The following is an 11,929-nucleotide window of genomic DNA, read 5'->3' as shown; positions in this document are numbered from 1 at the left end:
CATGGACATGGGAACAATACGAGGCCTGGGCACCGTCGTCGTGATGGTGGCTTTCATTGGTCTGGCGCTGTGGGTGTACAGCCCGCGGCGCAAGGCGGAATTCGACGATGCGACGTTGCTGCCGTTTGCCGATGATCCGGAGGCGATTGCGCAGGTGAGACGAGCGCAAGACCAGAGCAAAGCCCACGCCCCGTCAACACCCGAAAGGAGCCAGAAACCATGAGCGCCTTCTGGAGCATTTACGTCACGGTGCTGACGCTGGGCACGATCTTCGCGATGGGCTGGCTGCTGATCGCCACGCGCAAGGGCCAGCGCGCCGACACCACCGATGAAACCGTCGGCCATGCGTTCGATGGCATCGAGGAGTACGACAACCCGCTGCCCAAGTGGTGGTTCTGGTTGTTCATCGGCACCCTTATTTTCGCCCTGGGCTACCTCGCGTTCTACCCTGGGCTGGGCAACTGGACGGGGCTGCTGCCGGGTTACGACTACACCGACAACGACAAGAAAATCCCGTTTTCCGACGGCACAACCGGCTGGACCGGCGTGCACGAATGGGAGAAGGAGATGGCGCAATCCGAGGCGCGCTTCGGGCCGATATTCGCAAAATTCGCGGCGATGCCCATCGAGGAAGTGGCCAAAGACCCACAAGCGCTGAAGATGGGCGGTCGGCTGTTCGCGTCGAACTGCTCGGTTTGCCACGGCTCCGACGCCAAAGGCGCCTACGGCTTCCCCAACCTCACCGACGCTGACTGGCGCTGGGGTGGCGATCCGCAGAGCATCAAAACCACCATCATGGACGGCCGTCATGCGGTCATGCCGGCGTGGGGTGCGGTGATTGGCGATCAAGGCGTGCGCGACGTGTCGGCTTACGTGCTGACCCAGCTGTATAGCCGCACCCTGCCCGCCGACGCGAACGCCGACCCGGCGGCGGGCCAGAAAATCTACGCCACCACCTGCGTCGCCTGCCACGGTCCGCAGGGCAAAGGCGTTGCCGCATTGGGCGCGCCAGACCTGACCCACCCCGGCGCGTTCATTTACGGCGCCAGCTTTGCCCAGTTGCAGCAGACCATCCAGTACGGCCGCCAGGGCCAGATGCCGGCACAGGCTTTGCTGCAGGGAAATGACCGGGTGCACCTGCTGGCGGCTTACGTGTATAGCCTGTCCCATGGGGACGAACCGGCGGCAAAGCCCGAGTGAAGGATATCGCCGTCGCACACCCTGATGATTCGGCCCGAAGGGCGCAGGACGCTGCCATGAGCAACCAGATTCCGCTGCACAACGTCACCCCGCCGACTGAAAAGGACGGCGACACCGTTGACCTGTATGCCTCGCGGGAGAAGATCTACACCCGCGCGTTCACCGGGGTGTTCCGCAATGTGCGCATGGGGGGCGGCGTTGTGCTGTTCCTGCTGTATTTCGGCACGGTCTGGCTTAACTGGGGCGCCCATCAGGCGGTGTGGTGGAACCTGCCGGAGCGCAAGTTCTACATCTTCGGCGCGACGTTCTGGCCGCAGGATTTCATTCTGTTGTCGGGCATCCTCATCGTCAGCGCGTTCGGGCTGTTCTTCATCACCGTGTTCGCCGGGCGGGTCTGGTGCGGCTACACCTGCCCGCAAAGCGTGTGGACGTGGGTGTTCATGTGGTGCGAAAAGGTCACCGAAGGCGACCGCCATCAGCGCATCAAACTCGACAAGGCGCCCATGAACGGCAACAAGTTCGCGCGCAAGTGTGCCAAGCACAGCCTCTGGCTGCTGATCGGCCTCGTCACCGGCCTGACCTTTGTCGGCTACTTCTCGCCCATCCGCCAACTGCTGCAGGCGTTCTTCAACGGCGAGGCCGATGGCTGGTCGTATTTCTGGGTCGGTTTCTTCACCCTCGCCACCTACGCCAACGCCGGCTGGCTGCGCGAACAGGTGTGCATTTATATGTGCCCCTACGCGCGCTTTCAGAGCGTGATGTTCGACAAGGACACCCTGATCGTTTCCTACGACCCACGGCGCGGCGAGCCACGGGGTGCGCGTAAAAAGGAAACCGATTACCAGGCTGAAGGCCTGGGCGACTGCATCGATTGCACGATGTGCGTGCAGGTCTGCCCCACCGGCATCGATATCCGCGATGGCTTGCAGATTGAATGCATCGGCTGCGCGGCGTGCGTCGACGCCTGCGACGGGATCATGGACAAGATGGACTACCCGCGCGGCCTGATCAGTTACACCACCGAGCACAACCTTTCCGGGCAGGTTACCCATACACTGCGGCCGCGGTTGATCGGCTACGGCCTGGTGTTGCTGGTGATGATCGGCGGGCTGACCGGCGCGTTTCTCACCCGCTCGCTGGTGGGTTTCGACGTCAGCAAGGACCGCGTGCTGTACCGGGAAAACGTCGAGGGACGGATCGAAAACGTCTACAGCCTCAAGATCATGAACAAGGACCAGATCGACCACACGTATGTGCTCGACGCCAACGGGCTGCCGGACCTGAAGCTGCAAGGCCGCCGCGAGATCAAGGTGCCGGCGGGCGAGATCGTCAGCCTGCCGGTGGAGCTGTCGGTCGCGCCCGAGCAACTGCAGTCGAGCACCAACGAGGTCAGTTTCGTTCTCAGGGACATCGAACAAAGCGACACCGAAGTCCACGCCAAGAGCCGTTTCATCGGCCCGTCCATTCGCTGAGAGAGGCCGGAAATGACCCCAGTCACCGCAGCAACACCTTGGCACCGGCATTTATGGCCGTGGATCATCATCGGCATCCTGACCTGCTCGGTGGCATTGACCCTGGCCATGGTCACCATCGCCGTCACCCACCCGGACAACCTCGTCACCGACAATTATTACGAGGCCGGGAAAGGCATCAACCGCTCCCTGGATCGCGAATTGCTGGGTCAGTCCCTCAATCTGCAAGCCATGGTGGGACTGGATGAGCTGACCGGCGAAGTGGATGTGCAGCTGAGCGGCGCCAGTCAGCCGGAAACCCTGGTGCTGAACCTGATTTCTCCGACTCAGCCGGACAAGGACCGCAAAATCGTGCTGGCGCGTAATCCTTCGCAACCGGGGCGTTATGTCGGGCAGTTGAGCGACAGGGTCGAAGGCCGGCGTTTTGTCGAATTGCTGGGGGTGGAAAACGGCCAGACCTGGCGCCTGTTCGAGGAAGAACGGATCGTCCCCGGCCAGCCACTGACCCTGGGCGACGAGCCGATTCAGGGCGCGGGCAGGCATTGATGTGAACGCCACTCAAATGCCGACCACCGAGATCAAACACCTGCGGTCTTGCTACCACTGCACGTTGCCGGTCCCTCCGGGCGGGCGCTTCATCACGTCGGTGCTGGGCGAGGCGCGGGAGTTCTGCTGCCCCGGTTGTCAGGCCGTGGCCCACGCCATCGTCGCCGGCGGCCTGGAAAGCTATTACCTGCACCGCAGCGAAGCGTCGATCAATCCTCAGGTATTACCGACGCCTCTGGCCGACGAACAAGCCCTCCTTGATCGTCCCGACGTGCAGGCGCCCTTTGTCCGCCATGAGTCCCCCGTCGGCGATGTGGCTGAAACGACGCTGATGATCGAGGGCATCACCTGCGCGGCCTGCGGCTGGCTGATCGAACGTCATCTGCGCGCGTTGCCCGCCGTGGTCGAAGCGCGGCTGAACCTGTCCAGTCATCGCCTGCACCTGCGATGGCATGACGTGGGGTTGCCCTTGAGCGAGGTGCTGGCCGAGTTGCGCAGCATCGGTTACGCCGGCCACCCTTATCAGGCGGACAAGGCGACCGAGCAGCTGGCCCGGGAAAACCGCCGCAGCCTCCGTCAACTGGGCGTCGCCGGGCTGCTGTGGTTTCAGGCGATGATGGCGACCATGGCGACCTGGCCCGAATTCAACATCGACCTCAGCCCGGAGATGCATACGATCCTGCGCTGGGTGGCGATGTTTCTGACGACGCCCATCGTGTTTTACAGCTGTGCGCCGTTCTTTAAAGGGGCGCTGCGCGACCTGCGCGCGTGCCATCTGACCATGGACGTTTCGGTGTCGCTGGCGATTGGCGCGGCGTACCTCGCGGGCCTCTGGACGGCGGTCACCGGCGTGGGCGAATTGTATTTCGACGCGGTCGGCATGTTCGCGCTGTTCCTGCTCACCGGCCGCTACCTGGAACGCCGCGCCCGGGAACGCACCAGCGCGGCGACCGCGCAACTGGTCAATCTGCTGCCGGCTTCCTGCCTGCGGTTGAACGCGGACGGCCAGACCGAGCGCGTCTTGACCCATCAGTTGCGTTTGCACGATCAGGTGGTGGTCCACCCCGGCGCGCTGTTGCCGGCGGACGGCCGAATCATCGCGGGCCGCTCGAGCATCGACGAATCGCTGCTCACCGGCGAGTACCTGCCGCAGCCCCGTCAGGTGGGAGACGCCGTCACCGCTGGCACCGCCAATGTGGAAAGCGTGCTGACGGTGGAAGTCCTTGCCCTCGGCGCCGACACGCGACTCTCTGCCGTCGTCCGATTGCTGGAGCGCGCCCAATCGGAGAAGCCGCCCCTCGCGCAAATGGCGGACCGCGCAGCGCAGTGGTTTTTGCTGATTTCGCTGGTGCTGGCGGCGTGTGTCGGCGTGGTCTGGTGGCAGCTCGACGCAAGCCGCGCGTTCTGGATTGTGCTGGCGATGCTGGTCGCCACCTGCCCGTGCGCTTTGTCGCTGGCGACGCCCACCGCCCTGACGGCCGCCACCGGCACGCTGCATAAACTCGGGCTGCTGCTCACCCGCGGCCATGTCCTGGAGGGGCTGAACCGGATCGACACGGTGATCTTCGACAAGACCGGCACGCTGACCGAAGGACGCCTGACGTTAAGGGCCATTCGCAGCCTCGGCGCGCTGAGCAGTAACGACTGCTTGAGTCTGGCGGCGGCACTGGAAAGTCGGTCTGAACACCCGATTGCCCGGGCGTTCGGCAAGACGCCGCTGACCGCTGAAGGGGTCGTCGCCACGCCAGGGCTGGGGCTCGAAGGCGAAGTCAACGGGCGGCTCTTGCGCATCGGTCAGCCCGGGTTTGTCTGCGCCTTGAGTGGCGTCGCCGTACCATTGATGCCCGACGAGCCCGGTCAGTGGTTGTTGCTGGGGGATGACACGCAGGCACTCGCCTGGCTGGTACTGGATGATCGGCTCCGGGACGACGCGGCGGCGCTGGTCACGGCGTGTAAACAACGCGGCTGGAAGACCTTGTTGTTGTCCGGCGACAGCTCGCCCATGGTCTCCAGCGTCGCGACTCAGTTGCAGATTGATGACGCCCGAGGCAGCCTGCGGCCGGATGACAAGCTCGCCATTCTGCAACGGCTGCGGGCGGAGGGCCGGACCATTCTGGTGATCGGCGACGGGGTTAATGATGTGCCGATGGTGGCGGCGGCCGACATCAGCATCGCCATGGGTTCGGCCACCGACCTGGCCAAGACCAGCGCGGACGCGGTGTTGTTGTCGAACCGTCTGCACGTGTTGGTGGAGGCTTTTGGCCTCGCTCGGCGCACACGGCGGATCATTGTGGAAAATCTGGCGTGGGCCGGGCTGTACAACGGGCTGGTGCTGCCCTTCGCGGCGCTGGGCTGGGTCACGCCGTTGTGGGCGGCGGCCGGGATGTCGGTGAGTTCGCTGGTGGTGGTCTTGAATGCGTTGCGTCTGACACGGACGAAGCGGCTTTCTGCAGAATCCCTACCTGTCCATCAAACGGTGACCCCATGAATGCACGACCCAACCCGGAGGCCCGATGCCTGCGCTCTACATCATGATTCCGGTGGCGCTGCTGATTGTGGCGGTGGCGATTTACGTTTTTTTCTGGGCAGTGGACAGCGGCCAGTACGACGACCTCGACGGCCCGGCCCACAGCATTTTGTTCGACGATCAGGATCCGGGGCACAAGGCCGGAGTGGATGAGATGTCGGGGAAAGAGAAATCGGGCGATAAAAAGGATTCGGCCAAGTGAACCCGGTCCCTGTGGAAGATCTCCCGTCGTCCAGACGACGCGCTGTCTCGCAGCAAACACAACCCCTGTGGGAGTGAGCTTGCTCACGAAGACGGCGTTCCAGCCGCTAGAGATGCAGCGGCTATCTCGACCCCTTCGCGAGCAAGCTCGCTCCCACAATTTTTATGTCCGCAGGTAGATCTGCGGTGTTGTCATGTTTGATGAGAGTGAGCTTGCTCACGATGGCTGACTATCGACCGCGGGATATCTGTCGCGATGGCGTAATAACACTCACCGGAACGCTTTCGGATAATGCCCATGCATGACCTCATCCCCCAACTTTTCTCCGCCCTCGTGCTGGGCCTGCTCGGCGGCGGCCATTGCCTGGGCATGTGCGGCGGGCTGATGGGCGCGCTCACCTTTGCCATTCCCAAGGAGCAAAGCGGACGACGCTTGCGCCTGCTGATGGCCTACAACGTCGGACGTGTTTTCAGCTACGCCTGCGCCGGTTTGCTGACGGGCATGCTCGGCTGGGCGGCCGCCAACAGTCCGGGGGCGATGCTGTTGCGGGTGATCGCCGGGCTGCTGATGATCACCATGGGCCTGTACCTGGCCGGATGGTGGAGCGGCCTGACCCGCATCGAAGGATTGGGCCGCGGGGTCTGGCGTCACCTGCAACCGCTGGCCAGCCGCCTGATGCCGGTGTCGACGATGCCTCGGGCTTTACTGCTTGGCGCGGTGTGGGGCTGGCTGCCCTGCGGACTGGTTTACAGCACGCTGCTGTGGTCGGCGAGCCAGGGCAATGCGCTGCACAGCGGATTATTAATGCTCGCGTTCGGCGTCGGCACCTGGCCGGTACTGCTCGCCACGGGGCTGGCCGCCGAGCGAATCACCGCCCTGCTCCGTCGGCGCAGCGTGCGCGTGGCGGGCGGGCTGCTAGTGATTCTGTTCGGCCTGTGGACACTCCCCGGCCCCCATCAACAGTGGCTGATGGGCCACACGCCTCACACGATGAATCACGGGATGGATCACACGATGACTCCTCAGATGAACCATGCAGACATGGCCCACGAGTAATCGCTGCCCCATCCATTGACCCAGATCAACGCCTTGATCTGCGCGCGCCTTACACTTCCCGCACCGCCAGCCTTCACGGGAACGCCCCCATGCTCGACGACCTTCGTTGGGATTCTGAACTCATCCGCCGCTACGATCTGGCAGGGCCGCGTTACACGTCCTACCCCACCGCCGTGCAATTTCATACGCAGGTTGGCGCCTTCGATCTGCTGCAGGCACTGCGCGACAGCCGCATGGCGTCGCGGCCATTGTCGCTTTACGTGCACATCCCGTTCTGCGCCAACATTTGCTACTACTGCGCCTGCAACAAAGTCATCACCAAGGATCGCGGTCGCGCCCAGCTCTATCTGCAGCGCCTCGAACGCGAGATCAGCCTGATCGCCGCCCACGTCGATGACCGTCAGGTGGTCGAGCAGTTGCACTTCGGCGGTGGCACGCCGACCTTTCTCAGTCACGTTGAACTGCGCCAGCTCATGGCCCATCTGCGCCAGCACTTCACCCTGCTGGATGACCACTCCGGCGACTACGGCATCGAAATCGACCCCCGCGAGGCCGACTGGTCGACCATGGGCCTGTTGCGCGAACTGGGTTTTAACCGTGTCAGCCTCGGCGTGCAGGACCTCGATCCGCTGGTGCAGCGGGCGATCAACCGTTTGCAGAGCCTGGAAGAAACCCGCGCCATCGTCGAAGCCGCGCGCACCTTGCAGTTCCGCTCGGTGAACATTGACCTCATTTACGGCCTGCCGCTGCAAACCCCGGAGGGGTTTGCCCGTACCGTCGAGCAAGTCATCGCCCTGCAGCCCGACCGGCTTTCGGTGTTCAACTACGCCCACCTGCCCGAGCGCTTCATGCCCCAGCGGCGCATCGACACGGCGCAGTTGCCCAGCCCTGAGCAGAAGCTGGAGATGCTCCAGCGCACCATCGAGCAACTGACCGGCGCCGGCTATCGCTACATCGGCATGGACCACTTCGCCCTGCCCGATGACGACCTGGCCATCGCTCAGGAAGAAGGCACGCTGCAGCGCAATTTTCAGGGCTACACCACCCACGGTCACTGCGACCTGATCGGCCTCGGCGTCTCGGCCATCAGTCAGATCGGTGGGCTTTATGCGCAGAACACCAGCGATCTCACCGAGTACCAGACCTTGCTGGCCAGCGACCAACTGGCGACCAAGCGCGGCTTGCGTTGCAACGAGGACGATCAGCTACGGCGCACCATCATCAGCCAATTGATCTGCCATTGCCGCGTCGATTTCGCGCCCATCGAGGGAGAATTCTCCATCCACTTTAGGGAATATTTCTGCGAGCAGTGGCCGCAATTGCTGACCATGGCCACGGATGGGCTGATTCACCTGGATTCAAAAGGCATCACCGTCACCCCGGCGGGACGTCTGCTGGTGCGCTCGATCTGCATGGTGTTCGACGGGTATCTGGGCGCGCAAAACCGTCAGCGCTATTCCCGGGTGATATAGGCCCGCGTGATCCAGGCATTTCCGCCTGGAGCGGAGGAATCATTTCTGGCCATGGAGGCGCGTGGTAGTCGCAGGGTTGACCGCTGAGTTACCCTTACGACTTATGTGTGTTTCTGCAAAAGGAATTACCGATGTCTGAGCCAGTCAAACTGCGCGCTCACACCCAGGCTCACTGCAAGGATTGCAGCCTGGCCCCGTTGTGCCTTCCACTTTCATTGAACCTGGAAGACATGGATGCACTGGACGAGATCGTCAAACGCGGCCGGCCGTTGAAGAAAGGCGATTTTCTGTTTCGTCAGGGCGACACCTTCGCTTCCGTCTACGCCGTCCGTTCCGGCGCGCTGAAAACCTTCAGCCTCAGCGACAGCGGCGAAGAACAACTCACCGGCTTTCACCTGCCCAGCGAACTGGTCGGGCTGTCCGGGATGGACGCCGAGGCGTATCCCGTCACGGCGCAGGCCCTTGAGACCACATCGGTGTGCGAAATCCCCTTCGAACGGCTGGACGAACTGTCGGTGCAACTGCCGCAATTGCGTCGCCAGTTGATGCGCGTGATGAGCCGGGAAATTCGCGATGACCAACAGATGATGCTGCTGCTCTCGAAGAAAACCGCCGACGAGCGCATCGCCACGTTTCTGGTCAACCTCTCCGCCCGCTTCCGCGCCCGCGGCTTCTCCGCCAACCAGTTCCGCCTGAGCATGTCGCGCAACGAGATCGGCAACTACCTGGGCCTGGCAGTGGAAACTGTGTCCCGGGTGTTCACCCGCTTTCAGCAGAACGAGTTGATCGCCGCCGAGGGCAAGGAAATCCGCATCCTCGATCCGATTCAGCTCTGCGCGCTGGCCGGGGGATCGCTGGAAAGCTGATGCATGATGGTCCGGGCGGGCTTAGACTGGCGTCTTTTGAGTCATGTCCTGCCCGAGATCCATATGATTTTCGACGAATTCAGCATCAAATCCCTCATCCGCCCTGTGGTGGATTTCCCCAAGCCCGGCGTGATTTTTCGTGACATCACCCCGCTGTTCCAGTCACCCAAGGCCCTGCGCCTGGTCATCGACAGCTTCATCCAGCGTTATATCGATGCCGAGTTCACCCACGTCGGCGCCATGGACGCGCGCGGGTTTCTCATTGGCTCGATTGTTGCGTATGAGCTGAACAAACCGCTGGTGCTGTTTCGCAAGCAGGGGAAATTGCCGGCGGACGTGTTGGCCGAGGCCTACCAGACCGAATACGGCGAAGCGCTGCTGGAAGTCCACGCCGACAGCTTGTGCGACGGGGATTCGGTTGTGATGTTCGATGACCTGATCGCCACCGGCGGCACGCTGGTCGCCGCCGCCAACCTGATCCGCCGCATGGGCGCGAAGGTTCACGAAGCCGCCGCAATCATCGACCTGCCTGAGCTGGGCGGTTCAAAGCGCCTGCGTGACATGGAAATCCCGACGTTCTGTTTGACCGAGTTTGCGTTGACGGATAAGTAGGAAGCCACCAATGGAAGACGTCTGATCACAGCACCAGACGTCAGGCCAGCTGACACTGCTGCTCCTGAGCGAACACGATATTGTGGAAGTGACCGGGGTGGCGCTCCACCTTGCTCACGAAGAGGCCGGTACCGCCGCCAGATATCTAGCGGTAGGAAGGCCACCTTCGCGAGCAAGCTCGCTCCCACAGGTCCTCATTCGCTGCAAGACAGCGGCGCGTATTGAAGACAGGGAACTCACCTACAACTGAATCGGCTTGCGCCCTGCGAACGAATGCGCGAGCGTGCCGCCGTCGACCAGTTCCAGCTCGCCACCCAGCGGCACGCCGTGGGCAATGCGCGAGGTGATAAGACCTTTATTGGTCAGCAGTTGGGCGATGTAGTGCGCCGTCGCTTCGCCTTCCACCGTCGGGTTGGTGGCGAGGATGACTTCGGTGAACGAGCCCTGCTCCTCGATCCGAGCGACCAGCTGCGGGATGCCAATGGCTTCAGGCCCCAGACCGTCCAGTGGCGACAAGTGGCCCTTGAGCACGAAGTAGCGCCCGCGGTAACCGGTCTGCTCCACCGCATACACATCCATCGGGCCCTCGACCACGCACAGCAGCGTGTCGTCGCGACGGACGTCCGAGCATTGCGGGCAAAGTTCTTCTTCGGTGAGGGTGCGGCATTGTTTGCAGTGACCAACGCCTTCCATCGCCTGACTCAGTGCCTGGGACAGACGCGAGCCACCGCTGCGATCACGCTCCAGCAGCTGCAACGCCATGCGCTGGGCGGTTTTCTGACCGACGCCGGGCAGGATGCGCAGGGAGTCGATCAACTGGCGAATCAGGGGGCTGAAGCTCATTGGAGAAACGTCCGACAAAAACACGAGACGCGGTTTATACCCGCGCCTCCGATTACCGTCAAATCAGGGTCACGAGACCTTGACCACCAGCTTGCCGAAGTTCTTGCCGTCGAGCAGGCCAATGAACGCGTCCGGCGCATGTTCCAGACCTTCCACCACGTCTTCGCGGAATTTCACCTTGCCGTCCTTCACCAGCGGAATCATGGCCTGCATGAATTCTTCCAGACGGTGGTAATACTCTTCGTAGACGATGAAGCCCTGAATCTTCGCGCGCTTGGTCAGCAGCGTGCGCATCAACAGTGGCAGTTGATTCGGCCCTTCCGGCTGGCTTTGCGCGTTGTAATGGGCGATCAGTCCGCACAACGGCACCCGCGCACGCTCATTGAGCAGCGGGATGACCGCTTCCAGCACCTTGCCGCCGACCAGTTCGAAATAGATGTCGATGCCGTTCGGGACGGCTGCTTTCAGCTGCTCGGCGAAATCATCACTGCGGTGATCGATGCAGGCATCGAAGCCCAGCTCGTCGACCACATAACGGCATTTGTCTTCACCACCGGCAACACCCACCACGCGCAGGCCATTGAGCTTGGCCACCTGACCCACCACCGAGCCGACCGCCCCGGAAGCCGCGGCGACGACCAGGGTCTCGCCCGCTTTCGGTTTGCCGATGTCCATCAAACCCATGTAACCGGTGATGCCCGGCATGCCGAGCACGCCCACCGCCATCGAGGGGCTGGGGAGATCTTTCGGCGCCATCAACAGGTTGCTGCCGTCGGAAATGCTGTGGGTCTGCCAGCCGGTCTGACCCACCACCAGATCGCCTTCCTTGAATTTCGGGTTGCGCGACTGCTCGACCACGCTGACCGCGCCGCCTTCCATCACCGCATCGATTTCCACCGGTGCCGCGTAGGACGGGGCGTCACTCATGCGACCGCGCATGTAGGGATCAAGGGACAGGTAGAGCGTGCGCAATTGCACCTGGCCGTCTTGCAGGTCAGGCAACGCCTCGCGCTCAAGTCGGAAGTTTTCCGGGGTCGGTGCGCCCTGTGGACGGGATGCCAGGACCACACGCTGGTTGAGGATCAATTCTTGCGTCATCGGAATGGGCTCCATGATGAAGGGTTGCGAGGGTA

Annotated in this window: 12 protein-coding genes; 10 read left to right on the top strand and 2 right to left on the bottom strand. The window is 62.7% G+C overall.

The window, feature by feature from the left end; translation table 11 throughout:
* The first annotated feature begins 1 nt into the window (after window position 1).
* The 10 genes from AC07VF_RS24835 (at window position 2) to AC07VF_RS24790 (ending at window position 9,953) form a co-directional block, all read left to right on the top strand.
* Entirely contained in the window at window positions 2–223 is a 222-nt protein-coding gene (locus AC07VF_RS24835; protein ID WP_463582274.1) for a cbb3-type cytochrome oxidase subunit 3, read from the top strand.
* Window positions 220–1,200, top strand: coding sequence for a cytochrome-c oxidase, cbb3-type subunit III (gene ccoP / locus AC07VF_RS24830; protein WP_495009879.1), 981 nt, complete (start codon window positions 220–222; stop codon window positions 1,198–1,200). The genes AC07VF_RS24835 and ccoP overlap by 4 nt, the downstream gene beginning before the upstream one ends.
* Before the next feature lie 56 nt (window positions 1,201–1,256).
* Complete coding sequence (ccoG, locus tag AC07VF_RS24825) at window positions 1,257–2,672, top strand: cytochrome c oxidase accessory protein CcoG (protein ID WP_495009878.1); 1,416 nt, start codon at window positions 1,257–1,259, stop codon at window positions 2,670–2,672.
* 12 nt (window positions 2,673–2,684) lie between these two features.
* Window positions 2,685–3,218 (top strand): FixH family protein, encoded by a 534-nt coding sequence (locus AC07VF_RS24820; RefSeq protein WP_495009877.1) that lies wholly within the window; start codon window positions 2,685–2,687, stop codon window positions 3,216–3,218.
* A gap of 16 nt (window positions 3,219–3,234) precedes the next feature.
* Complete coding sequence (locus tag AC07VF_RS24815) at window positions 3,235–5,706, top strand: heavy metal translocating P-type ATPase (protein ID WP_495009897.1); 2,472 nt, start codon at window positions 3,235–3,237, stop codon at window positions 5,704–5,706.
* 25 nt (window positions 5,707–5,731) lie between these two features.
* Window positions 5,732–5,947, top strand: coding sequence for a cbb3-type cytochrome oxidase assembly protein CcoS (ccoS, locus tag AC07VF_RS24810; RefSeq protein WP_495009876.1), 216 nt, complete (start codon window positions 5,732–5,734; stop codon window positions 5,945–5,947).
* 297 nt (window positions 5,948–6,244) lie between these two features.
* Complete coding sequence (locus AC07VF_RS24805) at window positions 6,245–7,003, top strand: sulfite exporter TauE/SafE family protein (RefSeq protein ID WP_495009875.1); 759 nt, start codon at window positions 6,245–6,247, stop codon at window positions 7,001–7,003.
* 89 nt (window positions 7,004–7,092) lie between these two features.
* Window positions 7,093–8,475: an oxygen-independent coproporphyrinogen III oxidase gene (hemN, locus tag AC07VF_RS24800; protein ID WP_495009874.1), complete on the top strand. Its 1,383-nt coding sequence runs from the start codon at window positions 7,093–7,095 to the stop codon at window positions 8,473–8,475.
* Window positions 8,476–8,606: 131 nt separating this feature from the next.
* Window positions 8,607–9,341 carry a fumarate/nitrate reduction transcriptional regulator Fnr gene (gene fnr, locus AC07VF_RS24795; RefSeq protein WP_369307097.1) on the top strand — a complete coding sequence of 245 codons (735 nt, stop codon included), beginning with the start codon at window positions 8,607–8,609 and terminating at the stop codon, window positions 9,339–9,341.
* 63 nt (window positions 9,342–9,404) lie between these two features.
* Window positions 9,405–9,953: an adenine phosphoribosyltransferase gene (locus tag AC07VF_RS24790; RefSeq protein ID WP_192174208.1), complete on the top strand. Its 549-nt coding sequence runs from the start codon at window positions 9,405–9,407 to the stop codon at window positions 9,951–9,953.
* A 240-nt stretch (window positions 9,954–10,193) separates the two neighbouring features.
* Here the strand turns inward: AC07VF_RS24790 and recR are convergent, their stop codons facing one another.
* Window positions 10,194–10,796, bottom strand: a complete 603-nt coding sequence (gene recR / locus AC07VF_RS24785; RefSeq protein WP_495009873.1) for a recombination mediator RecR — start codon at window positions 10,794–10,796, stop codon at window positions 10,194–10,196.
* Window positions 10,797–10,865: 69 nt separating this feature from the next.
* Window positions 10,866–11,894 carry an NADPH-dependent curcumin/dihydrocurcumin reductase gene (gene curA, locus AC07VF_RS24780; protein WP_192174207.1) on the bottom strand — a complete coding sequence of 343 codons (1,029 nt, stop codon included), beginning with the start codon at window positions 11,892–11,894 and terminating at the stop codon, window positions 10,866–10,868.
* Between the last annotated feature and the right edge of the window lie 35 nt (window positions 11,895–11,929).

The organism is Pseudomonas sp. GW821-FHT02H06, assembly GCF_059421525.1.
Note: the sequence above shows the minus strand (reverse complement) of the source record. Positions and strands in the feature narration are given on the sequence as shown.

What these genes read in the sequence shown, in the direction of transcription:
- AC07VF_RS24835 (WP_463582274.1), top strand. Translation starts at nt 2, where the DNA reads ATGGACATGGGAACAATACGAGGCCTGGGCACCGTCGTCGTGATGGTG.
- ccoP (WP_495009879.1), top strand. Translation starts at nt 220, where the DNA reads ATGAGCGCCTTCTGGAGCATTTACGTCACGGTGCTGACGCTGGGCACG.
- ccoG (WP_495009878.1), top strand. Translation starts at nt 1,257, where the DNA reads ATGAGCAACCAGATTCCGCTGCACAACGTCACCCCGCCGACTGAAAAG.
- AC07VF_RS24820 (WP_495009877.1), top strand. Translation starts at nt 2,685, where the DNA reads ATGACCCCAGTCACCGCAGCAACACCTTGGCACCGGCATTTATGGCCG.
- AC07VF_RS24815 (WP_495009897.1), top strand. Translation starts at nt 3,235, where the DNA reads ATGCCGACCACCGAGATCAAACACCTGCGGTCTTGCTACCACTGCACG.
- ccoS (WP_495009876.1), top strand. Translation starts at nt 5,732, where the DNA reads ATGCCTGCGCTCTACATCATGATTCCGGTGGCGCTGCTGATTGTGGCG.
- AC07VF_RS24805 (WP_495009875.1), top strand. Translation starts at nt 6,245, where the DNA reads ATGCATGACCTCATCCCCCAACTTTTCTCCGCCCTCGTGCTGGGCCTG.
- hemN (WP_495009874.1), top strand. Translation starts at nt 7,093, where the DNA reads ATGCTCGACGACCTTCGTTGGGATTCTGAACTCATCCGCCGCTACGAT.
- fnr (WP_369307097.1), top strand. Translation starts at nt 8,607, where the DNA reads ATGTCTGAGCCAGTCAAACTGCGCGCTCACACCCAGGCTCACTGCAAG.
- AC07VF_RS24790 (WP_192174208.1), top strand. Translation starts at nt 9,405, where the DNA reads ATGATTTTCGACGAATTCAGCATCAAATCCCTCATCCGCCCTGTGGTG.
- recR (WP_495009873.1), bottom strand. Translation starts at nt 10,796, where the DNA reads ATGAGCTTCAGCCCCCTGATTCGCCAGTTGATCGACTCCCTGCGCATC.
- curA (WP_192174207.1), bottom strand. Translation starts at nt 11,894, where the DNA reads ATGACGCAAGAATTGATCCTCAACCAGCGTGTGGTCCTGGCATCCCGT.